This window comes from Roseimicrobium gellanilyticum, assembly GCF_003315205.1.
Classification (GTDB): domain Bacteria; phylum Verrucomicrobiota; class Verrucomicrobiia; order Verrucomicrobiales; family Verrucomicrobiaceae; genus Roseimicrobium; species Roseimicrobium gellanilyticum.
Map to the genome: position 1 here is coordinate 1,248,157 of NZ_QNRR01000001.1, position 23,387 is coordinate 1,271,543.

General features: G+C 60.0%; 16 protein-coding genes. 6 read left to right on the top strand and 10 right to left on the bottom strand.

The genetic code is table 11. The annotated features are described in order from the left end of the window. Positions 1 to 93: 93 nt before the first annotated feature. The 6 genes from DES53_RS05165 to DES53_RS05190 form a co-directional block, all read right to left on the bottom strand. The gene (locus DES53_RS05165; RefSeq protein WP_113957106.1) at positions 94 to 1,005 is read right to left on the bottom strand and encodes an alpha/beta hydrolase fold domain-containing protein; all 912 of its coding nucleotides are present in this window, start codon (positions 1,003 to 1,005) and stop codon (positions 94 to 96) included. Positions 1,006 to 1,358: 353 nt separating this feature from the next. Then, positions 1,359 to 2,462: a type IV pilus twitching motility protein PilT gene (locus tag DES53_RS05170; RefSeq protein ID WP_113957107.1), complete on the bottom strand. Its 1,104-nt coding sequence runs from the start codon at positions 2,460 to 2,462 to the stop codon at positions 1,359 to 1,361. A gap of 41 nt (positions 2,463 to 2,503) precedes the next feature. Next, positions 2,504 to 3,649, bottom strand: a complete 1,146-nt coding sequence (locus DES53_RS05175) for a type IV pilus twitching motility protein PilT (protein ID WP_113957108.1) — start codon at positions 3,647 to 3,649, stop codon at positions 2,504 to 2,506. Next, positions 3,646 to 4,050: a hypothetical protein gene (locus DES53_RS05180; protein WP_113957109.1), complete on the bottom strand. Its 405-nt coding sequence runs from the start codon at positions 4,048 to 4,050 to the stop codon at positions 3,646 to 3,648. The genes DES53_RS05175 and DES53_RS05180 overlap by 4 nt, the downstream gene beginning before the upstream one ends. Beyond that, positions 4,020 to 4,388 carry a phage holin family protein gene (locus DES53_RS05185; protein ID WP_170156870.1) on the bottom strand — a complete coding sequence of 123 codons (369 nt, stop codon included), beginning with the start codon at positions 4,386 to 4,388 and terminating at the stop codon, positions 4,020 to 4,022. Before DES53_RS05185 ends, DES53_RS05180 begins: the two co-directional genes overlap by 31 nt. Positions 4,389 to 4,509: 121 nt before the next feature. Then, on the bottom strand, positions 4,510 to 4,860 hold the full coding sequence (locus tag DES53_RS05190) for an ElaB/YgaM/YqjD family protein (protein WP_113957111.1): 351 nt from the start codon (positions 4,858 to 4,860) through the stop codon (positions 4,510 to 4,512). 918 nt (positions 4,861 to 5,778) lie between these two features. Here DES53_RS05190 and DES53_RS05195 point away from each other — a divergent pair. Next, positions 5,779 to 9,012, top strand: coding sequence for an inverse autotransporter beta domain-containing protein (locus DES53_RS05195; protein WP_113957112.1), 3,234 nt, complete (start codon positions 5,779 to 5,781; stop codon positions 9,010 to 9,012). A gap of 1,326 nt (positions 9,013 to 10,338) precedes the next feature. Next, positions 10,339 to 13,233 carry an inverse autotransporter beta domain-containing protein gene (locus DES53_RS05200; RefSeq protein WP_113957113.1) on the top strand — a complete coding sequence of 965 codons (2,895 nt, stop codon included), beginning with the start codon at positions 10,339 to 10,341 and terminating at the stop codon, positions 13,231 to 13,233. 551 nt (positions 13,234 to 13,784) lie between these two features. On the opposite strand, the gene DES53_RS05205 is transcribed toward DES53_RS05200, so the two are convergent. Further along, entirely contained in the window at positions 13,785 to 14,195 is a 411-nt protein-coding gene (locus DES53_RS05205) for a TM2 domain-containing protein (RefSeq protein WP_113957114.1), read from the bottom strand. A 349-nt stretch (positions 14,196 to 14,544) separates the two neighbouring features. Here DES53_RS05205 and infC point away from each other — a divergent pair, with 349 nt between their 5' ends. From infC to DES53_RS05220, 3 genes are all read left to right on the top strand, one after another. Beyond that, positions 14,545 to 15,327: a translation initiation factor IF-3 gene (gene infC, locus DES53_RS05210; protein WP_113957115.1), complete on the top strand. Its 783-nt coding sequence runs from the start codon at positions 14,545 to 14,547 to the stop codon at positions 15,325 to 15,327. Between the two features lie 773 nt (positions 15,328 to 16,100). Next, positions 16,101 to 16,802: an HAD family hydrolase gene (locus DES53_RS05215; RefSeq protein WP_113957116.1), complete on the top strand. Its 702-nt coding sequence runs from the start codon at positions 16,101 to 16,103 to the stop codon at positions 16,800 to 16,802. Positions 16,803 to 16,883: 81 nt separating this feature from the next. Then, on the top strand, positions 16,884 to 17,891 hold the full coding sequence (locus DES53_RS05220; protein ID WP_113957117.1) for a cobalamin-independent methionine synthase II family protein: 1,008 nt from the start codon (positions 16,884 to 16,886) through the stop codon (positions 17,889 to 17,891). Between the two features lie 293 nt (positions 17,892 to 18,184). On the opposite strand, the gene DES53_RS05225 is transcribed toward DES53_RS05220, so the two are convergent. Then, on the bottom strand, positions 18,185 to 19,813 hold the full coding sequence (locus tag DES53_RS05225; RefSeq protein WP_113957118.1) for an FAD-dependent oxidoreductase: 1,629 nt from the start codon (positions 19,811 to 19,813) through the stop codon (positions 18,185 to 18,187). A 335-nt stretch (positions 19,814 to 20,148) separates the two neighbouring features. After that, positions 20,149 to 21,402, bottom strand: coding sequence for a DUF2130 domain-containing protein (locus tag DES53_RS05230; protein WP_113957119.1), 1,254 nt, complete (start codon positions 21,400 to 21,402; stop codon positions 20,149 to 20,151). A gap of 468 nt (positions 21,403 to 21,870) precedes the next feature. On the opposite strand from DES53_RS05230, the gene DES53_RS05235 reads away from it, so the two are divergent. Next, positions 21,871 to 22,197 (top strand): EF-hand domain-containing protein, encoded by a 327-nt coding sequence (locus DES53_RS05235; RefSeq protein WP_113957120.1) that lies wholly within the window; start codon positions 21,871 to 21,873, stop codon positions 22,195 to 22,197. A 165-nt stretch (positions 22,198 to 22,362) separates the two neighbouring features. On the opposite strand, the gene DES53_RS05240 is transcribed toward DES53_RS05235, so the two are convergent. Further along, the gene (locus DES53_RS05240) at positions 22,363 to 22,839 is read right to left on the bottom strand and encodes an NUDIX hydrolase (RefSeq protein WP_113957121.1); all 477 of its coding nucleotides are present in this window, start codon (positions 22,837 to 22,839) and stop codon (positions 22,363 to 22,365) included. Positions 22,840 to 23,387 lie beyond the last annotated feature (548 nt).

Here is a 23,387-nt window from a genome sequence, read left to right on the forward strand (position 1 = left end):
CCCGACAGCAGCAGTGATTGTTTCTCAATGTCGGGTCAGAAGACCCAACATCCCTGTCAGGCCGGAAGGCCTAACCTCCGTCTGAGATGGGAGCTACTTTAGATACTCCAGGAAGAACCCAAAGATGTCCGGGTGCTTCACGTCCTTCGCACCGGTGTAGTTGAACTCATAGGGTGCGCCGACGCTCTTGAGTTTTTCCACCAGACCCGCGCCGAAGTTCGCGGAGTGGGGTGGGTCTTTGGCGGGTTGGCCCATGGCGGGCACGGAATCGTAGAAAAGATACACGGGCGGGTCGTCCGAGGTGGCGAGCAGGTAGGGTGAGAATTTTTCAATCCACGGCATGAGGGCTTCGCGTTTGTCGAGGAAGGCCTGGTAGCTCGGGAGTGAAAAGGCGTGGTTGCCGTATTCGTTGTTGGGAATCCAGTCGCGCATTTGCTTTGGGTCCAGGGAGGTCTGGGGCACGAAGGTGATGGCGCAGAGCAGGCGGGTGGATTCGCGTGCGATGGGGTCCGTGCTCTTCGGGTCGGCCATGTCGGGATGGTACGCGAGCCAGAGTGTGGTGAAGCCGCCGGCGGAGCCGCCGCAGCCCATGATGCGTTTCTTGTCGATGTTCCATTCGGTGGCCTTGCTGCGGACGAACTGCAGCGCGCGTGCGGCGTCATCGAGGCAGGCCTTCACCGGTGGGTCGATTTTTTCCTCGATGGCATTTGGGATGAGGCGGTAGTTGATGGAGACGACGGAGATGCCGGACTCCAGGCACTTCGCGAGGAAGTCGGGATTCGCCTTGTCGCCATTCATCCAGCCGCCACCGTGGACGAAGAACATGAGAGGCGCGGGCTTGCCGGGTTCCTTGGGAGATTTGGTCTGGTAGAAGTCCAGAACCTGGCGCGTGTGTTTGCCGTAGGGGACGTTGGCTTGGGTGGGAGTGGGGGATTGGGCGTGCAGCGCGGTGGTGAGAGCTGCGGTAACCAGGGAAACAAGGCCAAGTCTGGCGATGAAGGTCATGAGAGGTGAGTGGTGTGCGGGTATTTCGAGAGCAGGCGGTGGAATGCAACTGTGGGGTGGGGAGAATGCGTACAGGAGGGCGGAGGTGGTGTGGAACTGGTGTGTGCCAAGCTGCTTTGACCCGGCAGCTCCGCGCCGCCTCCGCCCACGAAAATTAGGAGGCCGACGCAGCAGCCCCCTACCGGTCAACAGGTGGGCCGTGTCATAGACCGGAGGCGTATGCGTCTCCTTTTTCGACCGCAAATGTGTTCGTTTTATTGCCGGGTGGAGCGATGACGCTTCAACAAAAAAGCTGGAGCGAGCTCCAGCTTTCAAGTTTTGAAGTTGCGGATTCGAGTAGGCGTTTCCGAACCCTACTTATCCTGCTCCGCACCGCTGGCCACGGCGACGCCGGCTTCATCGGGGGGCAGGAAGGCTTTGAAGCGGTTTTTGTCGATGGCCTTCATGTAGGCCTCCATGGGGCTGATGTAGCCGTCGCGGAGTTTTTCCCAGATGGCTTCGTCCATGAACTGCATGCCTTGTGCCTTGCCGCCGATGATCACGTCATACAGCTTCTGCGTGGCACCTTCACGGATGATGGCGCCCACGGCGGGGGTGGCGACCATGATTTCATTCACGGCGGCACGGCCCTTGCCATCGGCTTTCTTCACGAGGAGCTGGGCGACGACGCCGCGCAGGGAGGCGGCGAGCATGGTGCGCACCTGGCTCTGCTGGTCAGCGGGGAATACGTCCACGATACGGTCGCAGGTCTTGCGCGCGTTGTTCGTGTGCAGGGTGCCGAAGACAAGCAGACCCGTCTCAGCAGCGGTCAGCGCGAGGGAGATGGTTTCGTGGTCTCGCATTTCCCCCACCAGCACGATGTCCGCATCTTCACGCAGGGCGGAGCGGAGACCGTCAGAGAAGGTCGGGGTCTGGATGGGCACTTCACGCTGGGTGATGATGCTCTTCTTGTTCCGGTGCACGAATTCAATGGGCTCCTCCACCGTGATGATGTGGCGGTTGAAGTTCGTGTTGATGTAGTCAATCAGCGCCGCGAGCGTGGTGGACTTGCCGGAGCCGGTGGGGCCCGTCACCAGCACGAGGCCGCTGCGCATGTGGCCGAATTCCTTCACCACCGGAGGAATGCCGAGCTGCTCCAGCGAGGCAATTTTCGTGGGAATGATACGGAACACGGCGGCGTAGCCATTGAGCTGGCGGAGGTAGTTGCAACGGAAGCGCGAGTCGCTGTCCATCTCGTAGGCGAAGTCCAGATCGCCCTTTTCCTTGTAGCGGTCCCAGGCGCGGGGTTCGCAGATCTCGCGCATCATCGTTTCCATGTCCGCGTCAGACATGACGGTGTCCGAGATGGGCTTGATGCTGCCGTGCACGCGGACCTTGGGCGGATTGCCCTGGGAGAGGTGAAGGTCAGAGCCGCCCAGCTCGATGAGGCGCTTGAAGAGACTGTCAATGATGGCCATGATGAAAGAGAAAGTGGGGGTGCGGTGGCGCGGGAGAAGAATCAGGATTCGAGGAACTTCAGCATGCTGCCCTTATCTTCGGAGCGGGACAGGGTTTCTTCACGGCTGATGTATCCCTCGGCGTAGAGGCTCTTGAGCGAGTCATCCATGGTGATCATGCCCACGGACTTGCCGGTCTGCATGATGCCGGGGAGCATGAAGGTCTTGCCTTCACGAATACAGTTCGCCACAGCGGGCGTGTTCACCAGGATCTCCAGGGCCATGATACGGCCGTGGCCGTCCTGTCGCGGGATGAGCTGCTGGGAGATGATGCCTCGGAGGGATTCGCTCACCATGATGCGGATCTGGTCGCGCTGGTCGCTGGGGAAGACGTCCAGCACACGGTCCAGGGTACGCGGGGCATTGCCTGTGTGGAGCGTACCCAGCACCAAGTGGCCCGTTTCCGCGGCGGTGATGGCGAGGGAGATGGTTTCCAGGTCGCGCATTTCACCGACCATGATGACGTCCGGGTCTTCACGGAGAGCGCCGCGCAACGCTGCGGCGAAGGAGGCGGTGTGGGAGCCCACTTCGCGCTGGTTTACGTGGCAGCCCTTGGGCGTGAAGACGTACTCAATCGGGTCTTCCAGCGTGATGATGTGGTCTTCACGTTCCTGGTTCACCTCGTCCACGAGAGCGGCGAGGGTGGTGGATTTGCCGGAGCCGGTGGCGCCGGTCACGAGGACGAGGCCGTTGTGATAGCGGGTGAGGGTGCGGGCTGTTTCCGGAAGGGACAGTTCGTCAATGGTGCGGATGCGGCTGTCGATGACACGGAACACCATGTCGATGCCGAGGCGCTGGACGACCACGGAGCAGCGGAAGCGGCCGAACGTCGGGGAGTAGGCGAAGTCCACGTCACCGCGTTTCTCCAGCGTTTTCACGTGGACGTCCGGGAGGAAGTTGTACGCCAGACGACGGGTATCTTCTGGAGTGAGCAGGGCTGCGTCGTTCCAGATGGGCTGGAGCACGCCATAGCGGCGCCACATGGGAGGGGCGCCAGTCGCGAGGTGGAGGTCCGAGCACCCGTACTCCTGGGCGAGCTGCAGGTACTGATCCACGGAGTTGAGCGCGGTGACCGCGGGAGCGGAATTGTCTTCTTCCACGGCTACTGCTACGGCGACTGCTTCTTCTTCTGTCTGGGTCTGGCTCATTCGGGGGTGGAGGTGCGGTGGGGGGCTTGAAATTGGGACACGTACTTCGAGACTAGGGGCATGATGACAGGCAACAGCTGCTGTGTGGCCAGGGCGAGGAGAGGCTCGCGGGCCATGCCCCACAAACCATTGAGAAGAAAACCGGAGAGCGAGCGCCGGCGCGGCGCGGCAGGTGAGGACGGGGTCCGGTCAGAGAAGAGCCAGCGGAAGGCAAGGAAACCTGCAATGACAGAGCCCACCGCGATGGCGATGTGGTGTTTTTCCACGCGATCGCGGATGATGTTCCGGGGCCGCCAGTGCTCACGTGCCTCCGCCCAGCCGCCGCGCAGATTGGCACGGGCCTGGTCCAGGGCATTGATGGCCTGTAGCTTCAGCGTTTGCCTGTCTGGCTGGAGAGCCATGCGCGATCCTTCCTGAATTCGTTAATAGTGTCTCCAAACCAGCGCATCGAGGCAAGACGGTTTCTCGTGGCCAGGAGGAAGATGACGGCGAGGACAAGGTGAAACCCGGCGAGTGCGCCTGCCGCCGCCTGCCAGGGCCAGCGGGCCTGGGTCATGAGGAGGTCGGCGACCACGCTCGCGAGCAGCAGCCATCCGACGAGGACGGCAAAGCCCGCGAGTCCCACAAAGATGAGGACCCGCACCACCTGGCCCAGCGCCTCCTGTGCCTCCAGCGTCAGCAGGATGCCTCGCGCTTCCAGATAGCGGAGCAGGGGCTCAGAGAGCCCATGGGAGGGCATGGGGGGAGCTTTGGGGGAATCAGGTTCGGGCGAAGCCGCATCCATGGGCGTCTGCGCAGGGCAATATGTTCAGGAGTGTGCGCCCAAGGGGAACAGTGCGGCGAAATGTCGGTGATGCGGACTAGCGCTTCAGGATCAGGCCCACGAGAAATCCCACGCCAAAGGCGGCAAGCAGTGCCTGCAGGGGCTTCTCCCGGGTGAAGTTCTCCGCCTCGGTGGCGAGGTCCTTGGTCTTGGCTCGTGTTTCAGTCCAGGCCTTGTCCGCGTACTCGCGCGCGTGGTGGGAAGCTTCCTCGGCGGAGTGCTTCCACTGCTGTGCACGGGATTCCGCTGCCTGGCGAAACTCCTGTGCCTTGGCGGTGGCGGCGGTGCGCAGATCCTCGGCGGCCTTCATGGCGCTGGCCTTGGCTGTCGCGAACGGATCCGTTCCCGACGGGGCCCCGAATGTGGGATCAATGGAATTGTCGCTCATGGTATTGGCAGGCTGGTGATGGTTTTCGAATTTCGCGAGTTTACCGAAAATTGATTCGGCAATTCAACAACAAGATGCACGGATGGCGAGGGAAATTGTGGAAGCGCGCCTCTGCGGAACATGGGCTAAATCAAACCTTGGCCGGTGGTGATTTTGGATTTTGTGGTGGGTCGCATGCCCTCGGTAGCATGCTGTTGCCGTTTGGTGGCTGAATGGAGGCAAACGGGTTGGGTTCGATTCGCGTCGCGGATGCGGTGGCGGACATGATGGGAATCGCAGACGGGCAGGCGCGAGGGTGTACGGAGGACGGCCAGAGATATCAAAACGACGTCGCGCAAGGTGGCCAGTCTGCCGGGAGTCAATAGGCAAGTCGAGTGGAGAAAAGCTAAGATTCTTGCTTAGCGATGTGCCGTGGGTTGGCGTGACGTGTCCAACAGGTGGCACCTCAAGGAAGCGGCCTCAGAGCAGGGCTGCGCGCAGGCCAAGGACGCGGCGCTTCGCGGCTGACGCGTCCCTGTCAGGGCGATTTTGGAGGGAACGGAGGTGTCCTTGAGCCCCGTGACGCGGCCCTTCGGATATAGGCATTTCCCTGCTCCAGCTAGCAAAGGCGTTCGGTTGCAAATTGCACGATGACGTCGAGTGGAAACGCGAAATTTCGCGAGGGTTGGAGGAATGCGACATCCGGTGAGGCTTAGGAAATTGTAAGTCATCCCTTTAGTTGCGAGTTGACAAAATGTTCACGATGAGGGATTCAGGTGTCTAAATGAGTATTTAATTTTGTGGTTCTTATAACATTATTTTTGCGATCAGGTGGTTGGACCTTGTAGATTTCGGGACCCCCAAGACAGCGACAGTCGATGCGGATAATCCGTATTGCGACATGGGGGATTGCGTATCAATCACAACAACCCCCACGTCATGTTCTCCCAAACTGCGCGTACGCGTCTCGGGCTCCTGCCCACGCTGGCTTTAGCCGGTTCACTCCTGTTCCTGCCGTCCCATGCCGAGGCAGGTCCTGTTGAGAAAAACCCCATCGGCAAAGGGACCGTCCAGGTGGCGGAAGCCCATCCGATGTACCTCGGCACCATCAACAGTGGCATCAAGACGAATGATGCCTACACGGATGGGAATTTCAGCATTGTGGCACCTCTCTGGAGCTCGCTCGGGGCCGACTCGACGCTGAATGGTGGCCTGCTCTTCCTGGAGCCGTATGTCTCCTATGGTGAGGGTGGGGAAGTGGCCGCGTCACTTGGACTGGGCTACCGGCATCTGTTTGGCACGCAGTCGGTGAGCGCGCTGACGAATCATGATGGTCACCAGGCGGGCTTCTTCGAAGAGGGTGCCTTCATCGGTGCGAACGTCTTTGTGGACATGCTGGACACGGATTCGGACAACCAGTTCTGGCAGCTGGGCGTGGGCCTGGAAGCGGGCACGCGGTATGTGGAGTTCCGGGGGAACTACTACATCCCCCTCTCCGACCGTCAGCTCGCAGAGGAGCGTCGCTCGCGGGAGACCTTCCGCAGCACGAGCAGCAGCACGGGCGGAGGCACTTCGACTTCGGTCACGCCCTTGGGCGACCCCTTCGCCACAGGGAATACGGTTTCGCAGGACGGCCTGTTCACCACCACCAGCTCACGCATCACGCGCACCACGACGACCACCACCACGATTGAGCGACTCTTCCAGCGCTTCGAAGAAGGCATGGAAGGTTGGGACGCCGAGGTGGCGGTGCTGGTGCCAGGGCTCGACCGGTATATGGATGTGATGCTGATTGGCGGGTACTACAGCTTCGACAATCAACCCTTTGGTCCGCAGCTCGGCGGCACGGGCAATGTGGAAGGCTGGAAGGCTGGCATTGAAGTGCGCCCCGTGCCGGCGCTCATTCTCAGCGGCACGTGGTATGAGGACGAACGCCTCACCGGCAGTGACTGGACGGCGGGTGTGCAGATTCAGGTTCCGTTTGAAGCGGGAGACCTGGGCGATGGCAAGGGCTTCTGGGATCGCATCGGTGATGCCTTCACCCCGCGCCGTCGTCATCTGATGGAGCGCCTGGCAGAGCCGGTGGGCCGTCAGAACGCCGCAGTGAAAATCGCCAACAGCTTCGAGGAATCGCAAAAGGTTGTCTCCCGCACCAGCAGCACCAAGGTGGCACGCAGCACACGCGTGGTCTCCCAAACGGCGCAGCGCGTGGTGCTCGCGGATGACATCGTGTTTGTGAACAACGGCGGCGATGTGGGCAATGGCATCGTGGCGGGTGACACGCAGGCCAATGGCGCGGACGGTACGGCGGAGCTGGCGTACAATAATATGGTGGAAGGCGCGGCCAAGGCGGGCACGATGTCGAACGGCACTGGCAGGGTGTGGAAGGTGTACACGCAGGGCGGCACCGGCATCGATTACAGCGGCGCAGTGGAGACCACGGGCAGCACGAAGTTCATCAGCTCCTTCACGCCGCTCGTGGCGCTGGGGAATACCAACTTCGGCGGCGGCACAAACCGCCCGGTCTTGAATGGCAACATCTCGGCCAGCGGCATCGGCTACATGCAGGTGACCGGGTATGATCTGCGGACACCGGTAGCGGCCACGCCAACCATCGACGTAACGAACGTCGGAGAGCTTCTGGTCACGAGCAACATCACCTCCGGGGGACGCGGCCTCCGTGCCGTCACGAACAACGGCAGTACGTCCACGGTGAACGCCTCGCAGAACCAGATGACTGGCCTCCCAGGTCCGACTGGCGATGCCATGGAACTCATCAGCTCGGGTGCCTCCACCATCAATGTGGACATCAGGGACAATCAGCTTGCTGGTGGCTTCAGCGACGGCATCAGCCTGCGCGATGAGGATACTGCGGTCATCGACGGGACCGTGGCGAACAACGTCCTGAGTGGTGCCTACCAGTTCAACGGCATTGATATCGACCACAACGCCGCCAACGAAAACACGGTGGAAGTGGTGAACAACACCCTTACCGGTACGTTCCTCACCGGGCTGCGTCTGTCCGCGTCAGGTGCGACCAACGCGACTGTGCTCAACGCGAGCGCGCGGGGCAACATCTTCAATGGAACCTATACCAACGGGGTAGGCATTGTAGGCGGAAACGCGGCACGCAATACTTCGACCGTCGAAGGCAGCCAATTTAATGGCACCTTCACAACCGCCGGCGTGGTTCTGACGACGACCACGACGGGGAGCACGGATGTGAGCATTCTGAACAACACCTTCGGCGGTACGTTCGATATCGGCGTGCAATTCCTCGCGAACGGCACCAGCACGGCGAAAGGCACGGTGCAGGGCAATACCTTCTCAGGCAACTTCGACCTTGGCATCAACGCTTTCAAGCAGAACGGGAATGGCACGACGGATGTGGGTGTGCTGGGCAATACGTTCTCCGGATCGTTCACCACGACGGGCATCTATTTCGCCAATTCTGCCACGGGTACTGGGAACATCTACGGTACGGTGCAGGACAACGTGTTGAGCGGAACGTTTGGGTTTGGGATAGGCGTGGATGCCCGCAGCGCCGGCATCACGGATGTAGATATCATCAACAACCAACTCTCCGGCAGCTTCTCGACCGGCATCGTCGTGCGGCGCAATTTCCTGGCCTCGGTGGGGCAGGCCAAACTGAGCAGCGACATCCTGGGCAATCAGCTCAGTGGCAACTTCTCGAATATTGGTATTCTCGTGGACCACCGGGGCACGGCACCCGGAGGAGATACCACCTTGATTGGGGACGTGGATTTGAGCAACAACGTGCTGACCGGCAACTACCTTGAAGGCATCCGCGTGTCAGCGATCGGGGGGAGCCATCTCGACGTAACGGTGGGCGGTAACCTCATCGACGCGGGCAACACGTCGAATACCGTCGCCATTTACTTCCTCTCGGGAGACGCGAGCGTCCTGGATGTTTCAGGATTCAACGGAAACGTCATCACCGGACCGTGGTTTAGTGGCATCACCGTGCAGCGCGGTTCGCCCGGCGTGGGCGGTGCCTTGACGGTGAATGGCTCGCTCAATGCAGCTTCCAACAACGAGGTGAGTGGCGAACTCGGCAACAAGGTGGACATCATCAACCCGAACGTCGAGCCGATTTCCGGCAGCTTCATCTTGAATGGCAGCCAGGTGAATCTCCCGATGGTGGTGGACTGATTTTAGTTGTTGGTTCTTTGTTCCTCGTTCTTGGTTACTGAAACAAAGCCGCACCTTCATTGGGTGCGGCTTTGGTTTTGGTGGGAAGGTGAAACGCAAAGCAGCCAAGCAGCAAAGATACTCACGGAGGTTAGGCCTTCTGGCCTGACAGTGGGCGTTGGGTCTTCTGACCCGACAGAGACTCAGGTCATGTGGGTTTCTTTCGCTACAGGGACGCTTCCGGTTAATCGCAAAGGGGCAGAGAAGCAAAGGACGCAGAGGATGTGAGGTATGGCGGCCTGCGTGAGGTGGTGCGTTTCGTTGCGAAGGAGGCAGAGGCGCGCAGGTATCGTCGTGGGTGAGGTGGGGTTTGGTCGCAAAGCAGCGATGAAGCCAAAGGAGGTTAGGCGTCCCGCCTGACAGTGGGCGTTAGGCCTCTGGCCTGACCAGCAACTCCTCTCCGTGCCTATCAGGCTGCGAGGACGCTTCCGGTTAACCGCAAAGGGGCAGAGAAGCAAAGGACGCAGAGGATGAGGTATGGCGGCCTGCGTGAGGTGGTGCGTTTCGTTGCGAAGGAGGCAGAGGCGCGCAGGTATCGTCGTGGGTGAGGAGTGGACTGGTCGCAAAGCAGCGAAAGCAGCCAAGCAGCAAAGAAACTGAAGGAGGTTGGGCCTTCTGGCCTGACAGTGGGCGTTGGGTCTTCTGACCCGACAGCATTTGGTCATGACCCGCAGTGCGAGAATCATGCTGATTTCTTAGCCGCAAAAAAACGCAAAAAGCACAAGAAGTGAGGGCCCGTGGACGCAGCTACCACAGGACGGGTAGTATCACCCAGCGACCAAACCATTTTGAGTTTTTTGCGTCTTTTTGCGGCGAATCCGAACTCGTCTCCACCTGCGTCGGCGAGACCAGCGGACAGGAGAACTCTTCTGTCACCGTCAGAGGCCTAACGCCCAGTGTCAGGCGGGACCCCTAACCTCCTTCAGTTCTTTGCACTCCGAAGGCATAGGGTTTTCTGCTAAATGGAAAAACCTGGGTTTGCTCCTGAGGCTTTTCTCGCTGCCTGCATCGTACGCAGGGGTACGTAGGACATTGATTTTGCCCTGAGTTGCAGATTTTCGCCTGAGCAAGCCTTCCAGCCTCAGGCGAGATGCACGGTCTGTCTGACAAATAGTTCACGCTGAGTTGCTAATCCGGGCTGAATGTTGATTTAAAAGTGGTGATTATAATTATAGAATTTGAACTTACTCCACACGCCTTCGTAATTTTTGGCCTTCCCATCACAGGAAGAAGATGCGGTCACTCCTTATTTGTGACGGTAAAATACCCTAAATCTTGGTCACTCCCATGGCTCCCAAACCCTCGCGACGCGTCGCTGCTCCCCTGGCCCTCGCGGCCTCCCTCCTGCTGCCTCTTTTGAGCTCAGCGGGCCCGGTTGAAAAGAACCCCGTCGGCAAAGGCACCGTCCAAGTGGCGGAAGCTCACCCGATGTACCTCGGCACCATCAATAGCGGCATCAAGACCAACGACGCCTACACGGATGGGAACTTCAGCATTGTGGCGCCCATCTGGAGCACGCTGGGGGCGGACTCCACGCTGAGTGGAGGCGTTCTGTTTTTGGAGCCGTATGTCTCCTACGGTGAGGGCGGGGAGGTTGCCGCTTCATTTGGCCTTGGGTACCGGCATCTGTTTGGTACGCAGTCGGTGAGCGCATTGACAAACCATGATGGCCACCAGGCGGGTTTCCTGGAAGAAGGAGTCTTCATCGGCGCGAACATGTTTGTGGACATGCTCGACACCGAGGCGAACAACCAGTTCTGGCAGCTCGGCGTGGGTCTGGAGGCGGGCACGCGTTATCTTGAAGTGCGCGGGAACTACTACATCCCGCTCTCCGACAAGCAGGTGGCGGATGAATTCCGCACTCGCGAGACTTTCCAGAGCACCAGCAGCCAGGCGCACCAAACGGTGACGCCGACGAGCGGCGGCAATCTCTATGCGACGGGCAATGCGATTGTGCAGGATGCCGCTTTCGCCACCAGCGTGACCACCACCACGCGTACCACGACCATCGAGCGCCTCTTCCGTCGTTATGAAGAAGGTATGGAAGGCTGGGACGCGGAGCTGGCGCTTCTCGTGCCAGGATTGGACAAGTACTTCGACCTCCGTTTCATCGGCGGCTACTACAGCTTCGACAATCAACCCTTCGGACCGCAGGAAGGTGGCACGGGGAATGTGGAAGGCTGGAAGGCGGGCGTGGAAATCCGCCCGGTGCCTGCAGTGATTCTTACCGGCACGTGGTATGAAGATGAGCGCCTGACCGGCAGTGACTGGACAGCGGGTGTGCAGCTTCAAGTCCCCTTCGAAATGGGCGACCTCGGCGATGGCAAGGGCTTCTGGGACCGCATCGGTGATGCCTTCACCCCGCGTCGCCGTCACCTCGTCGAGCGTCTCGCGGAACCGGTGCATCGCCAGAATGCGGCGGTGAAGATTGCCAACAGTGTGGAAGAGGAAGAAACCGAGACGACCACCAGCGTGAAGCGCGTGACGAAGGTCGTCTCCAATCGTCAGGGACAGATCGTCATTGCGGATGACATCGTGTTCGTGAACAACGGCGATGCGGTGGGCAATGGCATCCAGGCGGGCACGAGCGCACAGCTCGGCGCGAACGGCACGGCGGAGCGTCCTTATGATACCGTCACCGAAGGCGCGACCACGGCGGGCACGAATGCCAACACCAGCGGCAGAACCTGGTCCGTGTACACGCAGGCCACCGGCACGACTTACAATGACATCGCGGAAGCCATTGGCAGCACGAAGTTCATCAGTTCCTTTACGGCCATCGTCGCACCGAACGGCAAAACCTTCGGTGGCAATACCGCCCGCCCGGTGGTGGATGGCGGTCTCTATGCCATCGACATTCCCTTCATGCAGGTGACAGGCTATGACATCCAGGGCGGGACCGAAGGCGGTGGCATCTACGCGGAGAACGTGCGTGAGCTGCTGGTGAACGACAACATCGTGAACGTGGAGTCCAATGGTGTGACCGTCCGCAACACGGGAGGTATCACGACCCTCGCGACCATTTCACAGAACGACATCACCTCGGGAGTTATTGGTGTGCGGGGTGAGAGCGACGGGGACAACACCACCCTGCTCGACATCACCGTGTCTGGGAACATCTTCCAAGATGCCACCGATGCCGGGGTGCAGCTCTCTTCCCTGGATGACTCCGTGCTGGATGCGACGGTCACCGGCAATCAGTTCTTCGGTACCATCGCCCGTCCCGTCGATGCCATAAGCAATGGCACTTCGGACATGAGGCTCACCATCGCGCAGAACGAGCTGGATGGCACTTTCAACTTTGGCATCTCCACCGACGCCAATGACGGCTCCGCCCTCACCGGCACCATCGAGGGGAATACCCTGGAGGGCACCTACCAGCGTGGCATCATGAACAACCAGGCCGGCACCTCCACAGTCGCGGTGGATACCCTCAATAACCAACTCAGCGGCAATTTCACCTTCGGAGGTATCTGGTACTTCTCCCAGCCTGCGGTGGGCGGCGAATTGACCGGCACCATGCGGGGCAATGAGTTGAGCGGCACCTTTGGGGGACCAGCGGGCATCCGCGTCCAGGCAGGGTCGACCAGCGTCGATGCCTCGCTGGATGTCACCGTGGCGGACAACATCCTGAGCGGCACGTTTGCCAGCGGTATCTACCTGGCCAAAGCTGGGCAAGCGCTGGGTGCCTACACCGTGAATGTCACCGGGAATACGCTCTCTGGAACGTTCACTGCGAACGGCATTTACCTTCCCATGCAAGGGGCTCCCACGCCTCTTCCGGCAACGGTGAATATCACGGATAACCTCCTTACCGGGAGCTTCCTTCGTGGCATCTGGTATGATGTGCGTGGGAACGAGAATGTCAGTGGCGTGGTCAGCAACAATACCCTCGCCACGGGCTCAAGCTACACGACTGGCGGCATCGTTTTCAGTACTGGCACAGCAGGCAGCATCACGATCACCGGGTTTAATGGGAACAGCATTCTGGGAACCGGGCCCGTGGGCATGATCATCAATGAAGGGTCGAGTGGTACCATCAGTGTGAATGGGGCCCTGGACGCTGCCTTGGGCAATCAGGTGGACAACGAGAGCGGCAACAAGCTCGAGAGCAGTGGCTCGGTGAGCGGCAGCTTCTTCCTAAATGGCGTGCAAGTCACGCTGCCGGCCACGGAGCCGTGATTTGGGATTTGTTCTTCGTTCTTAGCGCTTCGTTAGCGGGCCAAAGCCGCGCCTTCACCGGGTGCGGCTTTGGTTTTGGTGGGGTAGGGGGAAACGCAAAGCAGCGAAGCAGCAGAGGTACTGAAGGAGGTTAGGCCTTCCGGCCTGACAGCGGGCGTTGGGTCTTCTGACCCGACAGCATCGAGGTGGCCGTTTTGTCGTCGTGCCGGAATGGCGGGTAGGAAAACCCGCCGGACGCTGTCCGGTCAGGAGACCCGACTTCCAGGCGAACTGCGCCCGTCATGGATGATGTTCCAAACGGATAGTGGCCGACTTTCTCCGAAAGTCGCTGCGTCTGGAAGTCACCCATGGAGGTGGTTTTCACCCGCATCGATTCTCGGAGAGAATCGGCCACTATTGATGCACCTCCCGTAGTGTGGTGGGCGGGAAGACACTCCGGGTTAAGCTGAGTCACTGCTGTCGGGTCAGAAGACCCCACGCCCACTGTCAGGCGGGACGCCTAACCTCCTTCAGTTTCTTTGCTGTCCGGCGTTCCGCCCTTACGCGGCAGGCTAGCCCCGGGTCCGGCGGTTGATTTCGTCGATTTGGCCGTTCAAAGTGCAATAGTCGTACACCCAGCCGACGAGGAAGAGGCCCCCGGTGACGAGCCAGAGCAGGCCGGTGAGGACCTTCCCCATGTAAAAGCGGTGGACGCCGAAGACACCCAGGAAGGTCTGCAGAATCCAGGCCACGGAGTAGTCGATGGGGCCAGAGGTGTATTTCCGGTCCGCTTTTTCGTCCATGCCGGGAATCAGGAAGAGGTCGATGAGCCAGCCGATGCCCAGAAGGCCGAGGGTGAAGAACCAGATGGCGCCGGTCACCGGCTTGCCGAAATAGAAACGGTGGGCGCCGGTGAACCCGAAAATCCAGAGCAGGTAGCCGATGGTCTTGCTGTGGGTCTTGTTGGAAGGGGTGTCCGTCATGGAGGGTGGGAGGGAGGGAAAAAGGGTACTTTGCAATGCTGATACGCATCTCCCCCGTCGTCGTCGTAGAAATCGCAACCAATTTTTACCTTGCGATTCAGGCGATTTCGGCAAATTTAACAGAACCAGCAGCCCTTCTGACACGATTCAGACTGCCGGAATGAGATTTCTACTGCATGCCAGCGACAACTGCGAACAGCGCCATCACCCGTTTCGAAACGGTCGTGAAAGAGTGGAGCGTGCTTGCGAGTTAAGTGTGTCCCGTATGGTGACTGCTGCTGCCATGTTCCGTCCCTGTTTTTCGATCCTTTGCGGGATCACGTCATCCGAAACCATTGGAGGTTAACCTATAAACCCTAGCTTCAACAATCGTCCCCGACCCGGCTTCCAGCGTGGAGGCCGTTACCAAGACCAAACCCGCGTCAATGACCGCATTCGGGCACCGAAGGTGCGCGTGATTGACGGTGTATCCGGACAGCAAATCGGGGTGCTTCCCACTGGACAGGCCATCCGCATGGCGCGTGAGCGCGGCCTGGATCTCATCGAAATCTCCGCCTCGGCCGACCCGCCGGTGTGCAAAATCGTCGACTACGGCAAGTACAAGTACGAGCAGGAGAAGAAGAAGAAGGAGGCCGCCAAGAGCCAGAAGGGCGGGAAGCTGAAGGAAATGAAATTCCGCATCGGCATCGACCCGCACGACTACACCATCAAGATCGCCCACGCGGAGGAGTTCCTCGCGCATGGGGACAAGGTGCGTGTGCAGCTCCAGTTCAAGGGCCGCCAGATGGCGCACCAGGAGCTGGGCTACGAGCTGGCCCGCCGTATCCGTACCGACTTGGAAGGCATGGGACATGTGGACCAGGAACCGAAGATGGCCGGTCGTAACATCAACATGCAGATCTCGCCGCATCCGGAGCGTCAGCGCGTGCGCAAGTTTGCCAACTTCAAGCACGGGAAGTTCATCAACCCGGAAGAAGAGGACAACACGCACGAGTCCGATCACGAGTCCGAACTCGCCGCCGAAGCCATGCAGCAGAATGGCAATGGCAGCGTGAACGGGAACGGCGCTGGAAATGGTGCCGCCAAGCCGAAGGGGGAGAGCGCTCCCGCTGCGGACAACGCCCGGGGCTAAGGCTGGACCAGGCTGGAACAGTTTAAGCAACTTCAGGAGTGGGGGCATCCGTGCCTCCACTTTTTTTGTGCCTGCGTGGATTGGAAAGGGAAGGGGCTTGGGAGTGGGGGGAAACGCAAAGCAGCGAAAGCAGCAAAGGAGAGAGAAAGTAGGAGGGAAGCCGGCTCTACCGAGGGGACAGTGTCTGGCGGGTTTTATTGCCTGCCCTTTCCGTGGGGTGAGGTCATGTCGCGAGGACGTTTCGATTAACCGCAAAGGGGCAGAGAGGCAAAGGACGCAGAGGATGGGAAGGGTTTGGTGCTGGGTATGCAGCGTGTTGAGGCATGGTGCGTCTCGTTGCGGAGGAGGCAGAGACGCGCAGGTATCGTTGTGGGCGGGGTGAGGATTGGTCGCAAAGCAGCTAAGCAGCAAAGAAACTGAAGGAGGTTAGGCGTCCCCCTGACAGTGGGCGTTAGGCCTCTGGCCTGACGGTGACCGGTGGGTTTCCTTCCCTGCTGATTTCACCTGCACACGGAGGGGTGACGAGATTGAATTAGCCGCAAAAAGGCGCAAAAAACTCAAAAGAGGTTGATGCTGGGTGATGCTACCTCCCTTTGTGATAGCTCAACCCCAAGGGCACTCACTTCTTGTGCCTTTTGCGTTTTTTTGCGGCTAATGAATTGGCGTAGTTCCGACGATGGTGGCGTGGGCGGGGAGGTGAGGCGCGCCATCCTTGAGTGTGGGAGTGGCACTGGTACAGTAGGCCTTCTCCATTGCTAACGAGTCATCCATCCATGCATTCCCGCCCTGACATCCTCCTGCTTTTTGACATCGACGGCACCCTGTTAGACACTCGTGGGGCCGGAGCTGGAGCGCTGCTGGATGCCACGGAGGAGGTGCTTGGTCTTGCCCGGGAAAAGATTCCGCCGCTCGACCTCGCCGGAGCCACGGATGGCGCGGTGGTGCGCAAGCTCTTTGCCGATGCCAGTCAGCCGCTGGAGCCCTCCCGCGTGGAGGCCTTTCAGAAGTACTACCTCGCCCGTCTGGAGGAGCGCCTGCATCACGATGAATTTCCCGGTCGCTTGCTCAATGGCGTGACGACCCTGCTCACGCGTCTGGTGGATGAAACCCACTTCTCCCTCGGCCTCCTCACGGGGAACTGGCGTGCCGGTGCGCGGCTGAAGCTGGAGCGCTTTGGCATTCACGGCCATTTCGTGGATGGCGGCTTCGGGGATGATGGCGAGCAGCGCAACGACCTCGGTCCCGTGGCGGTGCGTCGCATGGAGACGGCGACGGGGCGCAGCTTCGCACCGCATCAGGTCATCGTGATTGGTGATACACCCAAGGACATTGCCTGCGCGCATGCCATGGGGGCGCGCTGCCTGGCGGTGGCCACGGGTGTCTTTGCCCACGCGAGCCTGCTGCCCTTTGCGGCGTGGCAGGTGCTGGAGAGCCTGGAGGACACGGAGACGCTGCTGCAGGTGCTGGCAGCATGAGTCCACAGGGCAGGTCAGATTCTCCATCCCATCCTGCGGCGCAACATTGCCCTCCGGGCCGGCGTTCTTCACACTCGCACCATGGGCACGCCTGCACTTCTCACGACCACTGTCGGCTCGTATCCTGTTCCAGATTGGCTTCCCGCCCTGCCGAGTTCGCAGGCGCTGCTGGATGCCACGCGGGTGGTCTTCGACATCCAGCGTGAGGCGGGCATCGACCTGCCGACGGACGGTGAGCTGTACCGCTTCGACATCAATCACCCGGATACGAACGGGATGATTGACTACTTCACGGGCAAGCTGGGTGGCATCTCGCCCGCGGGACGTCCGGAGACGGAGGCCTTCCGCGCGAAACATGAGATGAAATTCCGCGCCAAGCCCGCCGGCGTGGTGCGTGAGGCCATCACGGAAGGCGTAATGAATCTGCCGGAAGACTGCGCACGTGCGGCGGCGGTGGCGCGGGGCGATTTCAAGTTCACGCTTACCAGTCCGTACATGCTGGCGCGCACGCTGCTCGACAAGCATTACCACGACTTCGCGGCGCTGACGCTCTCGATTGCGAATGCCCTGGCTGCACAGGTATCATCTCTCAATGCGACATGCATTCAGGTGGATGAGGCGAACATCCCCGGCAATCCAGCTGATGCGCCGCTGGCTGCGCAGGCCATCAATCGCGTGCTGGATGCGGTGCCGAAGTGCGTACAGCGCGCGGTGCACTTGTGCTTTGGAAACTATGGAGGGCAGACGGTGCAGAGGGGGACGTGGGAGGCGCTGCTCGCCTTCCTCAATGACCTGCATGCGGATCACGTGGTACTGGAACTCGCGCATCGCCCTTCCTCAGATCTCGATGCGCTCAAAGAACTCGCGCCGCATGTGGGCATCGGTGTTGGGGTGGTGGATATCAAAGTGAACCACGTGGAGACGGCGGATGAGATTGCAGGGCGTATCGATGCCGCGGCGAAGAAGCTCGGCGCGGAACGTCTGAAGTACATCCATCCCGATTGTGGCTTCTGGATGCTCAAGCGCAGTGTCGCGGATCGCAAGATGGCTGCGCTGGCGCAGGGGCGGGAGAGGTATTTGCGGAGCTGACGATGGACCAAGCCGCACGCGTGGTGCGTATCTCCTCAAGGAGTGGGGGCATTCCTGCCCCCATTCTGCCCGGTGAAACCCTCATTCGTGCACCATTTCACGCGACTGGAGGCAAGGGTTCGCAGGAAGCGGCACTAGCCTAGTGCCGTCATGTGGCGTGGCTACACTGGTGAGTGAGGAAGTGTCTGTGAAGCTTCGGAAGAAGAGGCTCCGCACCCTGATTTGCCCACCACCGGCACTAAGGCTAGTGCCGCTCCCTGCGGGACGGTCACTCGTTTAAATTGGGAGAACGACTAGAACTCCGGCGGCCCATTCAGGTGCTCGCATTTCTCCGGCTTGCCGGGGATGAACTGCACGACTTGGCCCTGTGCTTCGAGCTTCTTCTGCAGTTCGGGCACGGACACTTTCTGCACTGGCACATCGGACTTCACGGCCATGGCGGCAGCGATGCCTGCGGCGTGACCGCCAATCATCCACACGCTTTCCAGGCGGTAGGTGCAGAAGGCGACGTGGGTGAAGCTGGCAGCGCCGGGGACGAGGAGATTGGTGGCTTGTTCGGGTGTCGGCGTGAGTGAGCGGTAGGGGATTTGGTAGGCATAGCCCATGCGCCAGATGCGGCCTTCATTGAGGAACTCGGTGGGGGACACCGCGAGGCGCTGCACGTGGTGGCTGTCAATGAAGTGGCTGCTCATGCCGATGCTGTCTTCCTTGCGCCGTTCGGTTTGTACGTCCTGTTGCCTCACGACGTAGGCTCCTTTCATGCGGCGGGCTTCGCGTACGTAGAGCTGCGGGGGGAAGTTGCTGGTGTCCTTGAACTCATCCTTGTGGAAGCCCCACGTGGCCATGTCATCACGCACTTCCTTGGGCACGCTTTCATCACTGCGGAGAAACTTCAGGAGGCCCAGCGTGTAGTCCAGGTGGTCCTGGTACATGACCTCGCGTTTCGCATAGTCCGCATCCGGAAAACCAATCTGGCCACCGAAGTGGCCGAGGGAGAAGATGGCGGCTTGTTTGTTGTTCCCTTCGAACTTGCCATTGCGGCGTTTGTAGAAGTCGAGGATGTCCGTGCGCTTCACCGCTTCCTTGCGGGAGGCTTTTTCGAGCAGCCAGTTCTCCAGCAGCTTGTATCTTGAGCGGTCATAATTCTTCGGCTCGGTAATGGGCACGCGCAGGGCGGGGTCATTGGCGAAGGTGGGGCGGAAGTTGTAGTTCATGGTGCCGGGGTGGGCATCGCCTTCCTTCAAGTCTTTGGCCCAACCGCTGATGCCGGGGAGGAGCTTGCCGTTTTCATCCACGGTCTTTGCCTGGCGCACGGTCTTGTCGAAGCGGATGCCGGCGGCTTCTTCGCCGTACTCCGCCTTGCTGTCGCGCCCGAAGGTGTAATCCACTCCGGCACGGGCCATGAGGTCGCCCTCGTACCCGGCATCAATGAAGACCTTGCCCTTTACTTCGAGGCCATTGCTGAGGGTGATACTGGTGATCTTTGCGCCGTCCTTCTGCACCTTTGCCACGACCACTCCGTAGCGCGGGGTGATGCCAGCTTCCTGTAGCATGTCCTGATACACCGCTTCTGCCACACTGGATTCGAAGTAGTACTCCGGCTGGTTCGTGCCGTAGTGTTTTCCCAGCCGCTTGTAGAATTCATCCGCGAAGCCGCCGATGGTCCACTTCAGCATGTGCTCGCTCTCGGCGGTGTTGATGCCGCTGGTGCTCAGGCCACCGATGTGTTTGGTGGGCTCGATGAGGAGAACGCTGGCGCCTTCACGCTTCGCCGTGATGGCAGCGGCGATGCCGCAGGGGACGGCACCGTAGACGACCACGTCGTAGGATTCTGGCTTGGGGTTCTCCGGCTTCTGCGCAGAGAGCGGAGACGTGAGAGCGGCCAGCAGCGTGGCAAGGAGGAGTCGGCGGCGGAGCTTCATGGCGGGAGTGAGGAGGGTGGATGGCGCAACAACCCAAGGTCTGGATACGAAGTTTTGGACGGACGAACTCGCCCACAAGTGAAAAAGGGCTTGTGAGGAGCATTGCCGGACGCGGCCCTGGGAGCGCTGGCCTCTGGCCGGCGTGGGGGCATGTAATATAGTGATTTTACATTTCACGCGAGCAACGCACACGACGGTACTTCGGCGAGTGCCCTTCTCTGTGAGAGCACGCAAGGGAGACGGGTGAGCAACGGAAAGGGTACGCAGTAGACCCAAAATACGCCGGCCGGAGGCCAGCGCTCCCAGGGCCGCTGCGTTTTGAACTACACTCAGAGTCAGGTTCCGGGCGCAGCAGCTTCCTCCTCACCACCCAGCTCCAGCGCCTTGATCTCCGGTAGCGCGGCGCTGCCCATGATGCCCTGCAGGCTGCCATAGAGTCCGCTGGTGCCATTGAGAACGCGGGTGAGTTGCATCTCGCGTTTTTTCCAGAGGCGCTCCATGGCGCGGCGTTCGCCATCGAGGTCCTTCTTCATTTCTACGAAGGACTCCACGACGCCTTCAATCTGGTGCTTGAACTGGGGGCTGGTGAGGAACTGGTAGAGAACGGCCATCTTTTCCTCCTTGCCGGACTCGGCGCGCTTCGCCGTGGCGACTTGCAGCAGGCCATTGCGCAGTGCGGCGGCGAGGGCGAGGGCGAAGGGGAAATTGCAAATCCACACGCCATCGACGTGGCCACCATGTGATACACCATCCGGCAGGACCTGGCTCACGAGGATGGCCAGTTCCGCACCTTGAGCACGCTGGTCGTCCTTGAGTTTGCCGAGCCAGCCGGGGCTCCAGTTCTTGGTGCGTTTGCTTTCCCAGATGATGGTGCCGCAGTCGTGCCCGAGATTGTTCCTCACCTTCTGCAGGAGGTCAGCGCCGCGGGTGCCCTGGGGGACGGGGAGGAATTCATCCAGCACGAATGCTTCCTTCAGCAGGTCTTCCAGTTCGAGTTCCATCACTTCGCCCTGGCTTTGTTGCGAGCCCTGCTCGGCCTTCTGCTTCAGCGTTTCGATTTGAGTCTTGAGGTCGTTGATGAGCTTGTCCTTGTCCGCAAGGCGCAGATGCTGCTCCTCGGTGGCGCGTTTGCGGGCATCCTCTTCCAATCGTGAGGTCTGCTCATCCACCTTGCGCTGGACTTCGAGTTCGAGATTCTTGGCGCGCTCTTCGACTTCGCGCTGTTTGGTGCGCAGGGCGAGTTCGTTGCGCTGGGCTTCTTCGAGCTTCTGGCTGCGCTCGGCGAGTTGCGTGCGGGTGTCCTGGAGTTCGAGCGCGAAGCCTTCCTTTGCTTCGCGGACGGCCTGCTCGGTGAGTTTCTTCTTTTCAGTGGCGAGGCGCTGCGTCACTTCGTGCTCCAGCTCCGCACGCGCGGCTTCGTTTTTCTGACGCTGTGTTTCTACTTCCTTCTGCCGCGTGGCGATTTCCTGCTCCAGGCGACGCTGCTTCTCCGCGAAGTCACGCGTGAACTCCTCATGCAGGCTGTGCCTCACGGCATCGCTCAGGGGGATTTCAGCGTGGCAGTTTGGGCAGGTGATCGTATCGGCCATGGAGAGCTGGGAGGAAGATGCCGCACGCTGGACGGAATGTGTGGAGTGTCCAGCGAAAGTCCCGCGGCGTGGGTGCTTCCAAGAGATGGTGGGGCCGGCGCAGTGAGTACTACCAAGGTCCAATGGCCCGCATCACGGCATTCCCTACGTTGGGGGGCAGCATGCACGCTGCCCGTGCGGAGGCTCGCTTGTCATTTCCTGTCGATGAAATACATCCCCCCTTCTCCAGTCTTTCGCAGCGTGGTTGACCGCTGCGAACGGGGGATGCCCTGCGCTCCTTTGCGGGAGCACACTACTACTACTGTGCATGCACCTATTGCTATCCGTACACTATTCATGGGCAGACGGTGTACACGCGCTGCGCAATCAAGAATGGCGTCCCGGCCATGCCGCCGCGACCCTGCCAGGTCGCCTATTTCTGGACGTGCAGGGGCGTCCTTTTTGTCGTAAGGAGAACGAGGGAATCGCATGATACGAGCATTTGGCGCCATCCTTCTGTATTCGCTGCTGCCGCTTCTGGTCTGCCAGTGCCGCTGCATCAATGCATGTATCAGCTTCTTCAAGGACAACGCCAGCAAAGGTCACAACCTGCAGAGTGGCGGCATGGGGGCAGGACGTACACTCACCGTGGAGGAGTTCATCGCGGCAAATGCGCACCGCAATCTGCCTCCCGAGTTGCTGAGGACTCGCTTTCGAGTGGCCGATGCTGACAAGGATGGGCTGCTCACTCCCGCGGAGGTGGACAGTCATCGTGCCCGAGCCGCCGAAAGAAAGCGCAATGCGAATCCTGGGTAGGAGCTGCGATGTGTGGCAGGCTAAGGACGGGTGGCGTCGGACGACACCATGGATGACATGGCGCAGGTGGCAGCCCGCCTGTTCGGTGGTGATGGCACTGCACCTTGTGCATGAGATTTCCTCCCGAAGAGCCATCCTCCACCGTCTGGTTCGCTGCTGGTTCTATCAGACCCCGCAGTCGATGGGAAGCTCAGGGAAGTCTGCACGAAGGATGGCTGGAAGAAGGTGTGCGATGCGTCGAGGCGCAAAGTCATCGGTAGAATCGATGAGTTCACTAAGACTCCACCATCTGAGTTCCGACATGTAGCTGTCGGGATTCGTTCCAGAGATGGCTTGAGTGGAGCGGGTTCTTGCGACAAAGAACCTCTCAAACTGGTCTGCATCCTGTCCGTTCCACGTGTGCCTGTGGCGACGGAACCAGACGCAGGTACTCAGCGGTGCGGTGATGCCCGTCTCCTCGTAGAGTTCTCTACGTGCTGCATCTTCGAATGATTCGCCGGTGTCCAAACCGCCGCCGGGCATCAGCCAAAACGTCTTACCTGTCAGGGGTTCTGTACCTCGGAAGAACAAGACGCGATCCTGCTCGTCAATGAGGATCACCCGCGAAGCTAAGCGAGCTTCTGTTGGAATATGGGGATGCATGGAACTCAGCGAACGACCCAAGCTCTGCGACGCAGCTCGCGCGACACTACGAACGCAGCCCGAGTGCGATTGTCGCTGCAGCGGATGGTTCGCTTGATGGTTGATTACCTTGGTGCGCGACCACCCCAAGGCATCGAGGTCCACCGGGATTGCCTTGAAGTTTTAGGGAATCGCCGACCAACGTCGATCTCCCCAATCTTGGTCTTGTAGTAGTGCCGGATTTTGAAATCCTGATGCTTGAAGTAATCAAAGCGTTCATCGCTTCCCACGTAATACCAACCTTCCGCTTTCGAAGGCTCCCCCGGCGCAGTGATGCCTAGAAGTGCTGTACTATTGACCAAGTGGTGTCGTACGGGTGCGGCGCATGAGGCCAGAATGACAAGAAGCGGTAACAACGCAACGATTCTCATGGTGGCTGCTTTTTAGCGAACATACAGAGAGTCCGCAACCATGTCTGGTTTGCAATGTATCTTTCCCCTGGGGGCATTCGGTGGGGATAACCTGCGAGATGGGTATGACAAAGGTACTTATCCAAGTGCCCTTCGCGT